This is a genomic window from Clostridium aquiflavi, from assembly GCF_031344075.1.
GTDB classification, from domain to species: domain Bacteria; phylum Bacillota; class Clostridia; order Clostridiales; family Clostridiaceae; genus Clostridium; species Clostridium aquiflavi.
The window spans coordinates 96,876-114,451 of sequence record NZ_JAVJAN010000001.1; the positions used below are offsets into that span (position 1 = coordinate 96,876).

The following is a 17,576-nucleotide window of genomic DNA, read 5'->3' on the forward strand; positions in this document are numbered from 1 at the left end:
CACTATATATTATCATTAACTTTTTAATAGTTTTTATTTGTAGTAATTTTTAACATCAATTAACAATTAAGATAAATATTCAATATTATTTGCATAATGTACTATAAATCTTCCTTATTACCTTGAACTATGTGGCCTAAAATTTTTGCATCAAAAAAAGATATACAATTATAAAAATTGCATATCTTTGAATAATAAATTAAATTTAAATATTAACTTCTTCTTTAAACTTTTCTAGTCCTATTCTTTCTATAAAGAATCCCAGCTTTTCTCCTGCTTCTGCATTTTCCTTATAATAATCAAATATGTTATCTACTATTTTTAATGCTTCTTCTTCACTCACATCTTTTACAATAACATCTGCAATTCTTGGATTATACCCTGCTGATCCACCTGCACATACTATAAATCCAGTTTTGTCTGCAATTACCCCAACATCTTTGCTATACACACTTCCACAAGCATTCCTACATCCTGCAACTCCAATTTTAGTTCTACAAGGCATTTCCATCCAAGTATACTTTTTAGAAAGTTTCATTCCTATTCCAATAGTATTATATTTTTCTCTTTTACAAAAACCAGCAGGACACATCTCAACATTTTTAACAGAATTAGCGCTTTTTACAGCAGGTTCCATGCCAAGTTCTTCCCATATCTTAGGTAAATCTTCTTTTTCTAAATTTGTTATTAATATTCTTTGTCCTGATGTTATTTTTAATACACCTCTATATTTTTTAGCTACATCTATTATTTTTTGCATAGTTTCTATAGTTACAAATCCACCTGGTATATGTGGAGTTATACTGTATGTTCTCTTTCCATTTCTTATTTTTTGAAGGTTCCCATAATCCATACTCTCACTCCTTACTTTCCCATATCTAATTTAGTTATATTATTTGCTACACTATATCTTTAAAACATATTCCTATAAACATAATAGGTATAATGATATATTTAATATTAATTAAGTGCTTTTAGCAAATCTTCAAGATTTAATCCATGAACATTAGCTGCATCTTCAAGGCTTTCTGATTGTGCTGATGGACATCCAATACATCCCATTCCAAAACTCATTAAAATTTCTGGTGCATTTTCTTTTATTCTTATTATTTCTCCTATTGTCATATCTTTAGTTATCATAATTTTTCTCCTCTTCATATTAAATTTATGTGATTTGTTTTTATTTTTAATTCGTATATTCTTATTTATATTTTGCAATACATTAATATCTAATACTCTTAATTTAAAATACAATACATTTTTAAATATTCTATATTTTACTTCGTAGCATTTAAATTACTTATTCTATGTAAATAATTATATAATAAAGTCTATATAAATTAAGTAACATATGTTACACAATATTTTATATTTGAGCTTTTTTTACTTTACTCTTCTTAAGTCTTTTAACTCAAATTAGTCCATATTAACACTTATAAAACGTATAATTTTAATAATTATGGATAAGCTAATATCGTAACATTTTTCTATAAAATATTATGAGCAAATTATAGAAGGAGGATTTATATGAAAAAGAAAACTCTTTACTCAAACAACAACATTGCTAATTCTGATCCTGCATCATCTAAATATGCTAAAAATGTAGATAATAAAAGTCATGAAGAAAGTCCTTATGGTGATAATGAACCCTCCCCTCGTACAACTTACAAATAAATTTTATACAAATTTTTAATCACTAATTTTACTGGCTTTTCGTTTGATATCTAGAGATATATTTATAAGTTTAAGATTTTTCATAGGATAATTTAATATCCTGTGAAAAATCTCTTTTCTAAATTTGCATGATAAACTTAAAATCCTCCTAAATCCATCTAATATATATCTTTTCTATTTATAAAGATATAAAAATAAAATTAATCCTGATCTATTGAAAAATATCCCAACCTGTACTATACTAAAAACAATTAATTATATTGTTTGATTTTTGCCGCCGGGTAAAAATGCTTTTACAAACATTCGTATTTCATACCATTAGGCCATTGAAGGTATGAAAATTCGAATGTTTTTTTATTTGGAGGGGTTAATTTATGAAAAAAAATTTTTTATATTTAAAATTTATGAAATTTATAACTTTAAATGTTATTGGAATGATCGGTCTTTCTTGCTATATACTTGCTGATACCTATTTTATTTCAAATGGACTTGGTACAAATGGACTAGCAGCCCTTAATCTTGCTATTTCTGTATACAGCTTTATTCACGCTACTGGACTAATGATAGGTATTGGTGGTGCTACAAAATTTACAATACTAAAGACTCAAAGTGAACATAGCAAAGCAAATGAAGTTTTTACTCATTGTATAATCTTAGGTATTGTTATTGGAATTATTTTTGCCCTTACTGGGATCTTAGGTTCTGAATCCTTAAGTAAATTTCTAGGTGCAAATAAAGAAACATTTGCTATGACAAACACTTACCTGAAAACTATATTTTTGTTTTCACCATGTTTTATTTTGAATAATGTTTTAATTGCTTTTATACGTAATGATAATTCCCCAAAACTTGCAATGGGAGGAATGATCCTTGGAAGCCTTTCTAATATTATTCTTGATTATATTTTTATATTCCCACTAAACTTAGGAATGTTCGGAGCAGCCTTTGCAACAGGACTTGCTCCAATAATTAGTATAGTATTATTATCATTACATTTTGTTAAAAATAAAAATAATTTTTCCATTAAAAAATGTAAATTTGATTTAACAATATTTAAAAATATCATTAATCTTGGACTTTCTTCATTTGTAACAGAGATATCCTCTGGAATTGTGCTTATAACATTTAATATTGTCATTTTAAATATTGCAGGTAATATAGGTGTTGCAGCTTATGGAATTATAGCCAATTTAGCTCTTGTAGCAATAGGTATATTTACTGGAATAGCTCAAGGAGTGCAACCTCTTATTAGTAATAGCTATGGTAACAAAAATTTTCTACAGCTAAAACAACTATTAAAATATTCAATTACTTTATCACTTATAATTTCAGTGATAATTTATTTTACAATCAATCTATTTTCAAATGAATTAATTTCACTTTTTAATAGTGAAAATAACTCTCTATTAAAGACTTATGCAACAACAGGACTTTCACTATATTTTATTGGATTTATCTTTGTTGGAATTAATATTGTTATAATTTCATTTTTAAATTCTATTGAAAGTTCTAAAGTAGCATTTATTATCTCCTTAATAAGAGGCTTTATTGCTATTATTCCACTAGTGCTTATACTATCATCATTTTTGGGCTTAACTGGTGTATGGCTTGTATTTCCAAGTGTTGAAGCTGTAACTACTTTAATAGCTATAATTTTATTAAGACATTCAGGCATAACAATTGCTCAAAATAACGAAGTAACTGATATTTAGCAAATTCTTGATACTTTCCAAATGGACAAACTATTTCTATATATAAAATAATAAAAATAAATTTTAAGCAAATACTAATATTGAAAACTTTATTTAAGAAGGAGAGATAGTTTATGGCTAGTAGAACAGGCACAGTTAAATGGTTCAATGCTGAAAAAGGATATGGTTTTATTTCATGTGATGAGGGAGATGACGTTTTTGCACATCACTCACAAATTAAAGAAAATGGTCCTGAAAAAGACCTACATGAGGGTGAAAGTGTAACTTTTGATATACAAGATGGTGAAAAAGGTCCCATGGCAACAAATATACAAAAATTATAAATTACTTTAAGACTTGGCTCTGTTTTTGTAGAATGTTGATATATCTATAAGGGTAGATAGCTCTGTAAATAATTTTGTGTAAACTCAAAAAATGAACTCCTTCTTGGTAATAATTATGATAACAAATCATTACAAGAAGGAGTTTTTATGAGATATAATCTTCGTCAACCAATTACATAATCATTTGATGATACCTATATAGACTGTTCAGTAATTTTAGATTCATTACTTTTTTGAATATTCCTTATCTGCAATTTATCAATTAAAGATATTATAAATCCAATAATGCATCCTATTGCTGCAAGAAAATATACCCACCTCATGCCATATATAAATACATCTCCTCTGCCTTCAACATAACCCAATACTCTATATCCTATTTTATAACTCATTCTGTTATACAATACAGTAGTTGAAAATGAAACTCCGAAAACAAATCCTAAATTTCTAATAAGAGCATTTATTCCACCAGCTATTCCCAGTTTACTTTTTTCAACTGAAGACATTACTAAAGTATTATTAGGAGATTGGAAAATTCCATTACCTAAAGCTACTATAGATATAACACTAATAATTATTAGAAATGATGATTGCTCGTTTAAAGTTGTCATAGCAAATAAACCTATAGAACTTATAATAAGACCACTTAAAGTAAGTATCTTACTTCCTATTTTATCTGCTAAATATCCACTTAATGGAGCTATAACAGTTAAAACAATAGGATAACCCATCATAATAAACCCTGTTGTGCCTGGCGATAATTCCAATACATCTTGAAGGTAAAAAGGTTGTATTATATTTATACAACTAATTCCTACAAATGATAAAAAAGCACAAAATACATTGATAGAAAAAACTCTATTTTTAAATATTGATAAATCTACAAGTGGATCTTCTATTCTTAATTCTAATATAATAAATATAATAAAACTAACTAAAGCTATTATAAATGATAGAATTACTGTTATATGATTATAGCCAATCTTTTGTCCTGTAAGTAGTCCCTCAAATAATGAAACTATGCATATAAGAAAAAGTAAGGCTCCCTTATAATCTAAAGTTTGCTTTGTATTTATGTTTATTTTATCCTTAGGTAAATATTTCATTGCTGCTATAAAAGCTAATGTTCCTATTGGAACATTTATTAAAAATATGTACTCCCAGCTTACTATCGATATTATTAATCCTCCTAAAGGTGGTCCAAGTAAAGTTCCAAGTGCTACAAAGGTTCCAGAGATTCCAAGTGCTCTTCCTCTTTCATTCTTTGGAAACGTATGTGTTATAATTCCTTGACTTGTGGACATAGTCATAGCTGCACCTATTCCTTGAACAATTCTTGAAAATGTTAAAAAATTAAGCGTAGTTGATATTCCGCATAATAAAGAACCTAAAACAAATATTATAAATCCATATTTAAATACACTTGTTTTTCCTTTTATATCCCCTAATCTTCCAAATATAAGTATAGTTGCAGAAATCACTATAAGATATGTTGTAACCACTTGCTGTATACCAGCCATAGATGTTGAAAGATCCTTTGCCATAACAGGTAGTGCTACATTTATTATGCTACTATCAAGACATGCCATAAATGGTGACATAACTACTATGGCAAGGATTATCCAATTATTTTTGCTTATATTACTTTTTTCAGTTTTAGTCATACTTAATTTGTATCCCCTTCCTCATTTTATTCTTTAGTTTATTTAATACATACCATAAAGATATTATTTCCACTAAAAATTATAACATAAGACATATGAAAAAAAATAGTAGCTCAAAGCCAATGACACTTTAATATCATTAGCTTAATTGTAATTCTTTGATAATATTATTTATTTAATCAATTTATTTAATTTATATTAAAAATTCATTTAAATAGTAATTACGTTTTAATGTATAGATTTCTTTATATATCTTTTTACAGTACACTCAACACTTATATATGAGTAGGATTATTATTATCACCAATTAACTTATTCGTTTATATATTTACCACGAACTTCTTTTAAATTAACATTTTCTAATGAATCAGTTACTTCAATTGCAACTTCTGCTATATTATCTTTGAAAATAACATAAGTTCCTATTTTGTCTATCTTAAATTCAACATTTACAATATCTTTTTTGCCTATAAATGAAGTTACCTGCTCACCACTATCTACATTTAATATTATAAAATTACCATTGGGATTATCAAATGAGTTAAGATCTATAGATAGTTTTGTTTTTATTCCATTTTGTAATACTATTGCAAGTGGTTCAAAGTCATAACCTGTTCCCTTAATATTTAGACTTTGTATATCTCCTGAAATATTAGCTTTTTTAATTAATCTATCAGTAGAAACTTTGCTTAAATCATCACCATATATACTTGTTTTTTGTTGAGCTGTAGACTCTGTTGTTCCACCAGTACAGCAACTCATTCCACTACTTGGAGCTGGAACTGATGAATCTTTCTTAGAAGTGTCTACAGAATCAAGATTATCTGTTACTTTTATTACCCCTCTAATCATTCCCATCCAGCAGCTAAAGTTTATGTCACCATCATTTGGAGTAAATTCTATTATATTTTCACCAGACTTTAAAGTTTTTTGTATATTTAAAGATGGAACTACTATTGCATTATTACAAGAATTTATTTGACTTCCTGTAATAATCCATTTAACAGGTATACCTCTTTGAACATAAAAGGCATTAGGAGTATAACCACTATTATCAGCTGTCATCCTAATTACTTGAACTCCATTTTCAATGGTTGCTTTGCCTATATTAGATTGTGATGCTCTAACTTCAGTTCCTGAAAAATTTTGTGCTAATGTGTTAACATTAGGCATTCCAACACCTGCAAGTGCTAACCCTCTGTTCCCCATTATTAATCCAAGTATTACCACTAAAATTCCACTAAACTTTAAAAGTTGTTTTGTATAACCCTTACTTAAGAAACCTGATATAGCTCCAAATGCTAGCATCAAAGGAACTGTTCCTAAAGAAAACAAAAACATTGATATAGCTCCAGTTATAGCACTGCCAGTACCTAATGCATAAAGCTGCATTGTTTGAAGTGGTCCACAAGGCATTAATCCATTTAACATACCAACTAAAAATGATGATTTAGATTTATTTTTTATATTGCATGAAGACCATGGCAATTTAATATTAAATTTTCTAAATAAAGAGAAACCAGTCATATTTAATCCCATTATTACCATAAATAATCCTGCAAATATTTGAAGTCCAGCTTTTACATTAAGTGATAAGGATAATACAGAACCTAAAGCCCCTACAATACCACCTATGATGGTATATGATGTTACTCTTCCCGCATTATATAGAATTGAAGGCATTAAAATTTTAAATTTATTCTGCTTTTCATTTACAATACTATTTTTAGATAAGCTTTGTGTAAGCATTATACCCCCGCACATACCAACACAATGGATAGAAGTAAGCATGCCGACAATAAATAATACTACATAAGATGCATTGTTTAGCTTAGCACTCATATCAAAGCCGGTTGTTGAATTACCAAGGAGTAAAACAGCTGCAGCTACAACTAAAAAACCTGTAATTTTAATAGTGCTTGAATTTTTAGTACTATACCCTGCTTTATTAATAGCTTCATTTAATTGTTCTTTAGTACAAAGTACGTTATCATATTCAACAATTACTTGCTGAGAACTATAACTAGCCATTACATTTACAACGCCATCAACCTTCTTTAATGCTTTTTCTATTCTACTTTCACATGAAGTACATGTCATATTATAAACTTTAATTATTTCTCTTTTAATAGTCATACTATCTCACCTCTTATATAATTTTTATTTCACCAATATGTTTTAATTAAAATTCCATCTTATGAAATGAATTATAATAAAAAGTTATGAAGATTTTATGTTTATATTAAAAATAGCACAGATTTTTTCTGTGCTATTTTTGATAACTACTAAAATAAAATTTATATTTTTCTACTGATATTATACTATTTTATAATTTACTATGTGATTTCATTATTTTTCTTTATACATACTATAAATTTAGTTCCTATATTTTCTTTACTTTCTACATCAATAGTTGCAGCATGCAATGTTAGTATTTTCTTTACAATCGTAAGACCAACTCCGTTACCTTCAATTTTGTGTCTACTCTTATCTCCACGATACATCCTTTCAAAAACATATGGCAAGTCTTCTTTTTTAATACCAATACCATTGTCCTTAATTTCAATTCTAACAAAATTTATATCACTATTAACATTAACCCATACAGTTCCATTTACATAATTAAATTTAATTGCATTAGAAATAAGATTTATAAATACTTGTTTTAATTTATCATAATCACCTAATACTATAAGATTTTTGCTTTCATCTTCATTTATAAGTAATTCTATATTTTTTTTTGTTGCTGCAATTGAAAAGTCGTCTATTACTGTTAAAAGTAGTTGCTCTATATTAACTAAACCTAAATTGAGTGCTATTTCATCAGATTCAATTTGTTTTAGTTCATTTAAGTTATTTAAAAGCTTACCAAATCTCACTACTTCATCATTTAAGTTAATGAGCTTATCAATAGTTATAGGTATAATGCCATCTATCATTGCTTCTAAATTATTCTGAAGTACATTTAAAGGAGTTCTTATTTCATGAGATATATCTGCAATAAGCCTCTTTCTTAGTAAATCTTGACTATTTAACTTATCACCTAAAGAATTTATGCTCTCAGTTAAGTTTCTAATTTCTTCAATGCTACTTTTTATATTTGATTTTGAGTTATAATTTCCTTTTGATAAACTTACAGAAGTTTTTGCAACTGATTTTATAGGTTCAGAAAATTGCTTTGATAAAATTAAACTTATAACTGCTACTATTACTAAAGTTAATATACCACTAAATACAATCCCCTTATTAATCTGTCCCTTAAAACTTAGATCTTCTTGAGAAAGTAAAACAGGTGAGTATTGACCAACTATAATATATCCCACTGTTTTTTCATTAACATTTATATCAAAAGTGTTAGAAGTATAAATTCCTGTTTCTTCTTTACCGTTTATTGTCATATGATTTTTATATTGTATATCCTCATGATTCATCTGCCAAACAACTTTTTTATTTTCATCTAAAAGAGTTAAACAATAATTACTCATATATGCTTCGTGCATCATTTCTTCCCCTGAAGTTTTATTCCAATTACCATCACTTCTATAAACTTGTTGAAAATATTCTACCAATCTTGTGTTTCTTTTAGTTTGTATATCCTTCATGTATTTATTAAAAGTGTTTGTTATTGTCATATTTATAATTAAAGCTGATAAAAGTACTGAAACTATGGAACAAAAAATTAAAATAAAACTTAAGCGTTCTCTAACATTTTGTTTCATATTTCATCACCAAACTTATAACCAATTTTGGTAACAGTAATTATGTATCTTGGAGATTTACTGTCTTCTTCAATCTTTTTACGTAGATTCTTAATGTGTACATCAATAATTCTATCTGAGCCATCAAAATCAATACCGAATACTCTTTCTATTATAGCTTCTCTTGAAAATACTTTTCCTTTGTTTGAAGCTAAAACATATAATATATCAAACTCATTTGGAGTTAAACTTACTTCTTGCATATTTAATTTAACTACTCTTTTTTCATTATCTATTGTTAATTTACCATCATCAAGAAAAAGAATATTATCATTACTTTCACCAATTCTTCTAAACAAAGCATTTACACGTGCAGTAAGTTCTCTTGGACTCAATGGTTTTGTTAAATACTCATCTGCACCAATATTTAACCCCTCAATTTTATCACTTAATGTACTCTTAGCAGTTAACATAAAAATATATACATCTGATATTCTTCTAAGTATTTTACAAACTTCCTCTCCATCTATATCTGGTAGCATTAAATCTAAAATAACAAGATCAATTTTTTCTTTTCTAAAAATTTCAATTCCATCTAGTCCATTTTCTGTAGAATACACTCCATATCCTTCTTTTTCTAGGTATGCCTTTAAAACTTCTGATACACTTTTTTCATCTTCAATTATTAAAATGTTATTCATTACTATCACTCCATAAAGTTTTTATTAATATTACATTATCATAAACTTATAAATTTTATATGTAAATGATATATATTACATATAAATTCCTTTGCCAATGAATAACTCAATTGTTTGAGTATCAAATACATTCACCTCTTTAACGATTTTCCTATATTAAGCTACAATACTTTACTCTATAATATATGTAAATACATTTAAGATCTTATTAGCAGTTATAGTTCTTAGGTAAATAGAAAAATACCTGTAGAACAATAGAGTAAAAAGGAGCTACTTATGCTTAATAAAATTAAACATAAATAACCCCTCTAAAATAATAATATTACTTAATTAAATATTTGAGCTTTATATTATTCACCTTGCGGTGTATATATAACTTTATCATTACCATCTATTATTATAAGAGATTTTGCTGGTATTTTTTCTCCTTCAGCATTTACTTCATTATTTGAGAAATTACACACTACTTTTATACCATCTTCATATTGAGTCATTTGAACCAATTTATCATCTGATAATATTTTGTAATCAGTCATTTCTTTATTTATTACTTTTTTACTAAAATCTGACCAAACTTTGCTATGTTTAATTATTATTTCTTTGTGCTCTACCCATTCATTTTTATCTAAATGATATAATGGTGGTACATTATAAAGGACTTCATATAACATTCTATTTTCTATCTCATCTTTTATTTTTAGTGTTCCCCATCCCCACCAATGTGTTGTTATAACTGAATCATTATAAACTAATTTATATAATGGAATAGTATAAGTTGTATCTAAAAATATTTTTTTATATTTGTCCTTTAATGGAATTTGTTTTGAGAACATTTCTGGTACGCCATTAGTATTGGAATAATATCTGCCAACATAATATTCACTATCTTTATTTTTATTCATATCCTTATCCATCCAAGAAAATGATGGTGTTTCTATTCCCTGTGCAAAAGCTATATTTTTGCTTGCAAAATCATTTCCACCTTCAGTACCAACTACCATGTTGTACTCTTTTTGAAGATAATCCATTCTTTCAAGTCTTGCTTTTATATCTTCTTCTTCAGTTGTAATATGATTTGATGAATAATCATCAAAAATTTCTCCAGTTCCATCTGTATCTAGGAACCATGAATTAAATTGTAATCCTGTATTTAAAATTGATGTTACTCTTTCCTTTACACTAGGCATTGCTAAAGTTGGATTTAACTTTCTTCCTACACCTTGGAATCCTTCAATTTTCTTTCCATCCTTTTTGGCTACAGTAGCTTCCTCAAAAAGAGATTTATCATTAAATTTAGCTGTTATCCATTGTTCTTCCCCTGGTTTGTGAATTGAATGATATGAGTCATAAGTTCCTATTAAATATCCTGCTTTATTTGCACTTTCCACAAGTTCAGGCTTTATAAAACCTTCTTGCCAATCATCTAGTCCAAGCCACATATTATCTAACCCTGAATTTTTCATATCTTCTATTACATCAACAGTGTTAGCATCAGACCATTTTTCAATAGGTACTAAATCATCTGATAGTACACTTTTTAACAATCTTTTATTTAAATTTATAAGTTCTACTGAATTTAAGTTATCAATACCTTTGTCTACTAAAACTTTGCTTTCATTATCTAAATTAGTGAAAATTTCAGAATTATAGAACTCTTTTAATTGCAATATTTCATTAAAACCTTTAAGCATTCTATTTTTAGTATACTTATCTGTATAATCTAACTTTTGAAATTCATCAAAAGCTGTTGCAAGCTCACCCCCATCTAAAACTTTTGTATTCAATAAATTTTGTATCCAAAGTTTTATATTTTGAGGCATATTTTCTCTTAATCTATTCCACTTAATATTTTCTTCTGATATAACATTTCTGTCCCAAAAATACGCATGTGGTGCTCCATATAGTTTTTCAATATTTTTATTTTCTTTAGCTTTCTCTTCTAATGTTTTAAAGTTATCATTTTCAATTAAATAATTTTTATATGTTTTAGCGATATCTACAGGACTATTTTTAGTTAAGTAGACTCTAAAACCATATTCTTTATTTTTATTTATAGATGGGTATTCATGATTAAATGTAAACTTTATATTTTCTTTAGTATCAAAAGTAATATTGTTGTTATATGGATTTTTAATTATATATAATAACGAATAATCTTTCTTACTTGCTGCAAAAAACTGCATTGAAAAAGATTCTATAACTTTCATTTCAGATTCATTTAAATACTCTTTCCAAACTAAATCATTGCTTGGAATATACTTACCCTGATTTAGTGGAAGCATATAGCTTTCTCCGCTTACATTAGGCCAAGAAAATTTATTCTCCTCATCTTTAGTAGATTTTATAGAAATATCTAAGTAATTATTTTGTTTTTTAACATCAACATTTAAATTTTTCTCATCGTATTTCCATGACACTTCATCACCATTATTTTTCAGATCAGATACCTTCATATTTTCTAATGGTTCTGAAACTATTTCATTCACTCCATTTGATTCAACTTCAACCTTAAATGTTTCTGGATCTACTTTAAAAGTAAAATCTAAATCTTCTACCTTTGAATAAAGCTTATTATTAATTTTATCTTTGTTTATGCATCCCATTAAAACTGTTGTAGCGCATGATACCGCTAGTATTAAAGATATTACTCTTTTCATTATTATCACCTCTTAAACAAAATAGCTTAAGAATGTTACATGAATGTTACATAAAACTCAATACTATCACCTTTTAAATTAAATCCAAAATCAAAGTTATATTTTTCTAATATACTTTTTATTATTGATAAACCTAACCCTGTTCCCGATATGTTTTTATTCCTTGATTTTTCTAATACACAGAAAGGTTGCCATATTTCATTTAAATTATATTTTTCTCTGTCTTCTATACCATTTGATATGAAAAATTCTACTTTCCCTAAAGTTTCTAATAATTTTATTTCAATACTATTATTGCTAGTATATTTTATAGCATTAGTAATAAAATTATTTAATACTACCTCAATATCTTCTTCATCAGCATATATGATATATTCTTTCTTTTCATCAAAATTTAAATATAGTTTTATATCACTTTCTTTAAGAATAAGCTGATATTTTTTTATTATATCTTTAATATTTTTTCCTATGTCAAAAGTTGAATTATTCCTTAGTTTATTTTCTAATTTTGCCCAAAATAATAATTTTTCTATTAAATAATCCATTTCATCAATTTGCTCTTGTATTGTATTTATATATGTACCGTCATCTAATCCATCTTCTAATCCCTGACTGTATACTTTAATCAAAGCTAAAGGTGTTTTTAATTCATGAGATATATCTGAAATTAATTCCTTCAATCTTTTATTTTTTATATTAATTTCACTATGAGCTTTCTCTAGACTTTCACTCATGCTATTTATACTTATTGCAAGTTCTTCTATTTCATCATTAGTATGTATTTCTTCTTTTCTAAAATTCAACTCAGAAATATCCCTAGATAATTTTTTAAGATGCTCTAATGGATTTATTATTTTTTTTGATATTATGGCGCATAATATAATAATTATAATTATAGATAACATATTTAAGTATATGTTGAATTTATTTACACTGCTTATAGTCTCATCAATATAAGGGATGGATAATCCTATTGCAAATATATATGAATCTTTCTTTACAAATTTTGTTAACATCCTATATTTAGGTACGCCTTGATCATATATCTTATTAATGCTTCTATTATTTATATTATTTAGTGTTTCTTCAGTAACCCAAAATTTATTTAATTTAACCTTCTTTAAATTAAAATTTGAAATTAAATTTTCATTTATATTATTCAAATTATCATTTAAGTCTCCATATACGATGACAACACTGTTTTCTTGTTCTATTTTAGGTATATCATCAATTAGTACATCTATGTCTTCTGTTAATATTTGATTTTCTACACTATTTAAAATTTTACGTTTTTCAAATATATAATATTTTCCCACAAAGAATAAGTTTATTAATATAGAAATTATTAAAACTATAATCACAACTGAAGCTATGCTAACAGTAAGCTTTCTGCTTATCTTAATTTTCATCAACCTCCAAACTATAACCTATTCCTCTATATGTTTTTATATTATCTTCTCCTATTTTTGCCCTTAATCGCCTTATATGAGTATCCACTGTTCTATAATCTCCAATATAATCAATTCCCCACACTAAATCTATAAGTTTATCTCTCGATAAGATAATACCTTTATTTTTCATAAAAACTAAAAGAAGATCATATTCTATTTTAGTTAGTTTTAAAATTTCATCATTTTTATATACTTTTTGTTCATTAATATTTAATTTAATACCATTAACTATCATTTTTTCATTAAAATTCACAAGTTTTTTAGCTCTTAATAAAAGTATTCTTGGATCAAATGGTTTTTTTACATATTCATCTGCCCCACAATTTAATGCTTCTATTTCATCATCATTTTGAGATTTTGCAGTTAATATTAGTACCTTTGCAGTACTGTTTTCCTTTATATATCTGCAAGCTTCTATTCCACTAATTTTAGGCATCATCCAATCTAACACTGCTATATCTATCTTATTTGAATGAAATATTTCTAATGCCATTTCACCATCTTCTGCCACAAAAGTATTAAATCCTTCTCTTTTAAAATAAGCTTCTAGTATTTTAAGCATCTGCTTTTCATCATCTGCAATCAATATATTCAATCTATACCGCTCCTTTTTTGTGCATCATATACATTAATTATATCCTATTAAATAAAGAAATAATATTATTTAGGTTTTAATCCTTATCCTTAAAATAAAATTATAATTTAAGTTATCTACAAATTTTTCAATAATATAATTTCCTAAATAATAAAAAAATTAGCACCTCAGAAAAACATTCTGAAGTGCTTTTTGTAAATAAATTGTTTTATAAAATGGGCTAATTTTGAGAGGATAATTTATATGATATTAAACTACTATATAATTAGTAGGATAAAGCTTTAATAAATTTATTGGTTATTTTTTAGTTCTTGTCTTCCTGCTACATAAACAAATGGAAGATATATTAATACACTAATAACTAAACAAATAAGAGCTGTAACTCCACCCCTAATTGAGTTAGTAGAGAATATTGCACCTAAAATTGGAGGTGTTGTCCATCCTGCCATAATTGAAACTTTTGGTACAAAGTGTATTGCTGTTAAACCATATGCTGTTAATGCAGATACTAATGGTGCTAACATAAATGGAATAAAGTACATTGGATTTAATATTATTGGCATACCAAAAATTATTGGTTCATTAATATTAAAACATCCTGGTGCTAAGCTTAAATTTGCAATCATCTTTTGTTGAGATCCTGATTTCTTTCCTAAAATATATATCGCTATAATTAATGCAATAGTAGCTCCTGATCCACCCATATTTACATATGAATCTAAAAATTGACTACTTACAATATATTTTGGTTCTACTCCTGAATTAATTGCTTCTGTATTTAAAACAAGCAATGGAAGTAGTAGCGCATTTATAATTGGTGCAAGTATATTAGAACCATGTAATCCAAAGAACCATAGTAATTGAGATACAAAAATTATAAGTAATACTCCACCTAAACTACCTGCAACACCTTGTAGTGGTTTTTGTAGTGCTAAGAATAATGCCTGATGAACATCTGGTATATTTATAACTATTAATAATTCCTTAACTCCAGCTGTTAAAGCTAAAACTATAATTGATGGCAATAAAGCTGCAAAAGATTTAGAAACTGCTGGTGGAACTCCCTCGGGCATCTTTATAATTAATTTAGGATTTCCTGATAACTTAACAAAAATTTCTGTAACAACTAATGCTACTATTATAGATATAAATAGTCCTTGAGCTCCTAAGAAAGTAAATGGTAATGCACCTTCAGCATTTGTTGCATATAAAAGCATTGCAGATCCTAATGATAATATACCTGCTGCTAATGGATCCTTATCATATCCTTTTGCCAAATGATAAGATATTGTAAATACTATTAATATTGACATAACACCAAAAGAACCATTAGAAATAGCTACACCCCAAGCTTTCCATCCCACTGGTAATAGCCAATCCAGAAAGTTTTGATACCATTTAAAACCTAAATTATTAAATAATACTGCAAATGCTCCTGCCATAATTAATGGTGTTATTGTTGCAAACCCATCACGTATTGCTACTAAATGCCTTTGAGCACCTATTTTAGCTGCGATAGGTACAAAATGCTCTTCCATCCAATCAAAAAATTTTTTCATAGACCTTTTCCTCCTTACTTAGGTATATTTTTTTATTCTTATAACTTTTAACCTTTTACTTCTCTAAAACAAAAACTTGTCCAAGGTTCTATATAATTTAATAAAAATACTTCTTCATCAACTACCTTTCCAACCACATTTGTTTTTCCACTATTTTTCATATCCTTTAATGCAACTTGAAGTTCACCTGCATATCTAGTGTATAAATCCGAATCTATTAATAAATCTCCTCTTTTTATATTTGGAGTATTAACTGCTGGAAAGCGCTTATCTTTATATTTAACTCTACTTTGCGTAGACCTTATCATGTATTCTGATACATCACCTCTATTGTAATGAAATTCTTCAAGAACTATCTTTTTATCAAGTTCTGTTGCAGTTTCATCAAATTCAATATTAAGCATTAATTTTTCTTTATTTATTTCACTTAATATCTTTAATTCCTGTTCTGATGCAAAAGAATTTGCTATTATTACATCATCTATAAGTCCTGTTGCTAAAAAATGTTTAGCTTGTACATCTATTGGTAAGTTTCTATGCATTTCTAAAGTACATAACCCTTCTGATACAGGCCAAGGTCCATACTTGGCTTCTTTAGAATTTACAAAGGCGGCTGTTCTTAATCCAAGTTCCTTAAATTGTTTTGAACACTTAATAAAATGTTCAAGTGAAAGACCTGTATATTTATGAGGATAGAAATTATGACATCCATATAGATTATCAATATTGGATTTGTAAGATAAAATATTATCTATATACTTAGTCCCATTGCTCATATTAAGTTCTATTTTTAATCCATACTCATTAAAACTCATGATAAATTCCTCTAATCCACTAAAGCCTAAGTCTAGCCTTATTCCATCTAATCCAATATCTTTAAACACTTTTAGGTCATATATAGATGCCCCTAAACTTTTAAATACACTTGGATCTAAATCTGCAATCACCTCCATATTTTCTTCTTTAGCTGCACATAACATAGTTTTGAAATCACTAATTACATCTTCAGTGTTTTTATCAGCTACAGAAATTAAGCATGTAAAGATTCTTTTAAATCCATATTTGCCAGCTAAATGTATATACTTCACAATTTCATTTATATCTGCATGATTAGGATAAACTGAAATCCCGAGTCCTATCATTCTTTCATCCCCCATTCCATATAATAAGCTCCTATTGTTGGAGATACTTCTTCATCTAATTAACTTTATTACTTATTTAGCTTATCATCAAATTTCTCATACATATCTATGAATTCAATAGCAAGAGATTTTACTGTCATGCTTGTCATCAAATGATCTTGAGCATGTACCATAAGCAATGACACCTCTATTTTTTCTCCACCAGCTTCTTTTTGTATTAAAGATGATTGAACATTATGAGCTTTTGACATTTCTTCATCAGCTTTTTCTATCAATTCCCTAGCTTTATTTAAATCTCCCTTTTTAGCACATTGAATTGCTTCCATTGAATAACTTCTAACTTCCCCACTATGAACTATAAGATTCATTATTATTTCTTCCATATAGTTTCTCCCCTTTT

General features: G+C 27.0%; 15 protein-coding genes. 3 read left to right on the plus strand and 12 right to left on the minus strand.

Features of this window, described 5'->3' with window-relative positions:
* Positions 1 to 205 precede the first annotated feature (205 nt).
* The gene (locus RGC78_RS00440; protein WP_252226493.1) at positions 206 to 853 is read right to left on the minus strand and encodes a ferredoxin-like domain-containing protein; all 648 of its coding nucleotides are present in this window, start codon (positions 851 to 853) and stop codon (positions 206 to 208) included.
* Between the two features lie 107 nt (positions 854 to 960).
* The gene (locus RGC78_RS00445) at positions 961 to 1,140 is read right to left on the minus strand and encodes a DUF1858 domain-containing protein (RefSeq protein WP_252226491.1); all 180 of its coding nucleotides are present in this window, start codon (positions 1,138 to 1,140) and stop codon (positions 961 to 963) included.
* 387 nt (positions 1,141 to 1,527) lie between these two features.
* Between RGC78_RS00445 and RGC78_RS00450 the strand changes: the two genes are divergently transcribed.
* The 3 genes from RGC78_RS00450 (at position 1,528) to RGC78_RS00460 (ending at position 3,709) form a co-directional block, all read left to right on the plus strand.
* Positions 1,528 to 1,674: a hypothetical protein gene (locus RGC78_RS00450; RefSeq protein WP_252214204.1), complete on the plus strand. Its 147-nt coding sequence runs from the start codon at positions 1,528 to 1,530 to the stop codon at positions 1,672 to 1,674.
* A gap of 374 nt (positions 1,675 to 2,048) precedes the next feature.
* A complete protein-coding gene (locus tag RGC78_RS00455; protein ID WP_252214206.1) occupies positions 2,049 to 3,386 on the plus strand; it encodes an MATE family efflux transporter in 1,338 nt (445 codons plus the stop codon).
* Positions 3,387 to 3,499: 113 nt separating this feature from the next.
* Entirely contained in the window at positions 3,500 to 3,709 is a 210-nt protein-coding gene (locus tag RGC78_RS00460; RefSeq protein ID WP_252214208.1) for a cold-shock protein, read from the plus strand.
* Between the two features lie 194 nt (positions 3,710 to 3,903).
* Here the strand turns inward: RGC78_RS00460 and RGC78_RS00465 are convergent, their stop codons facing one another.
* The 10 genes from RGC78_RS00465 to RGC78_RS00510 all read right to left on the minus strand — a co-directional run bounded on the left by RGC78_RS00465 (position 3,904) and on the right by RGC78_RS00510 (position 17,559).
* Positions 3,904 to 5,373 (minus strand): MFS transporter, encoded by a 1,470-nt coding sequence (locus tag RGC78_RS00465; RefSeq protein WP_252214210.1) that lies wholly within the window; start codon positions 5,371 to 5,373, stop codon positions 3,904 to 3,906.
* A 312-nt stretch (positions 5,374 to 5,685) separates the two neighbouring features.
* Positions 5,686 to 7,509 (minus strand): urease accessory protein UreH domain-containing protein, encoded by a 1,824-nt coding sequence (locus RGC78_RS00470; RefSeq protein ID WP_252214212.1) that lies wholly within the window; start codon positions 7,507 to 7,509, stop codon positions 5,686 to 5,688.
* A 200-nt stretch (positions 7,510 to 7,709) separates the two neighbouring features.
* Positions 7,710 to 9,092: a sensor histidine kinase gene (locus RGC78_RS00475; RefSeq protein ID WP_252214214.1), complete on the minus strand. Its 1,383-nt coding sequence runs from the start codon at positions 9,090 to 9,092 to the stop codon at positions 7,710 to 7,712.
* Positions 9,089 to 9,772 (minus strand): response regulator transcription factor, encoded by a 684-nt coding sequence (locus tag RGC78_RS00480; RefSeq protein WP_252214216.1) that lies wholly within the window; start codon positions 9,770 to 9,772, stop codon positions 9,089 to 9,091. The genes RGC78_RS00475 and RGC78_RS00480 overlap by 4 nt, the downstream gene beginning before the upstream one ends.
* A gap of 350 nt (positions 9,773 to 10,122) precedes the next feature.
* Positions 10,123 to 12,429 carry a glycoside hydrolase gene (locus tag RGC78_RS00485; RefSeq protein ID WP_252214218.1) on the minus strand — a complete coding sequence of 769 codons (2,307 nt, stop codon included), beginning with the start codon at positions 12,427 to 12,429 and terminating at the stop codon, positions 10,123 to 10,125.
* 35 nt (positions 12,430 to 12,464) lie between these two features.
* Positions 12,465 to 13,838, minus strand: coding sequence for a sensor histidine kinase (locus RGC78_RS00490; RefSeq protein WP_252214219.1), 1,374 nt, complete (start codon positions 13,836 to 13,838; stop codon positions 12,465 to 12,467).
* Positions 13,828 to 14,475 (minus strand): response regulator transcription factor, encoded by a 648-nt coding sequence (locus RGC78_RS00495; protein WP_252214222.1) that lies wholly within the window; start codon positions 14,473 to 14,475, stop codon positions 13,828 to 13,830. Before RGC78_RS00495 ends, RGC78_RS00490 begins: the two co-directional genes overlap by 11 nt.
* 290 nt (positions 14,476 to 14,765) lie before the next feature.
* Positions 14,766 to 16,034 (minus strand): PTS sugar transporter subunit IIC, encoded by a 1,269-nt coding sequence (locus tag RGC78_RS00500; RefSeq protein WP_252214224.1) that lies wholly within the window; start codon positions 16,032 to 16,034, stop codon positions 14,766 to 14,768.
* A gap of 47 nt (positions 16,035 to 16,081) precedes the next feature.
* A complete protein-coding gene (locus RGC78_RS00505; RefSeq protein ID WP_309555734.1) occupies positions 16,082 to 17,176 on the minus strand; it encodes a DUF871 domain-containing protein in 1,095 nt (364 codons plus the stop codon).
* A 68-nt stretch (positions 17,177 to 17,244) separates the two neighbouring features.
* Positions 17,245 to 17,559 carry a PTS sugar transporter subunit IIA gene (locus RGC78_RS00510; RefSeq protein WP_252214226.1) on the minus strand — a complete coding sequence of 105 codons (315 nt, stop codon included), beginning with the start codon at positions 17,557 to 17,559 and terminating at the stop codon, positions 17,245 to 17,247.
* Positions 17,560 to 17,576 lie beyond the last annotated feature (17 nt).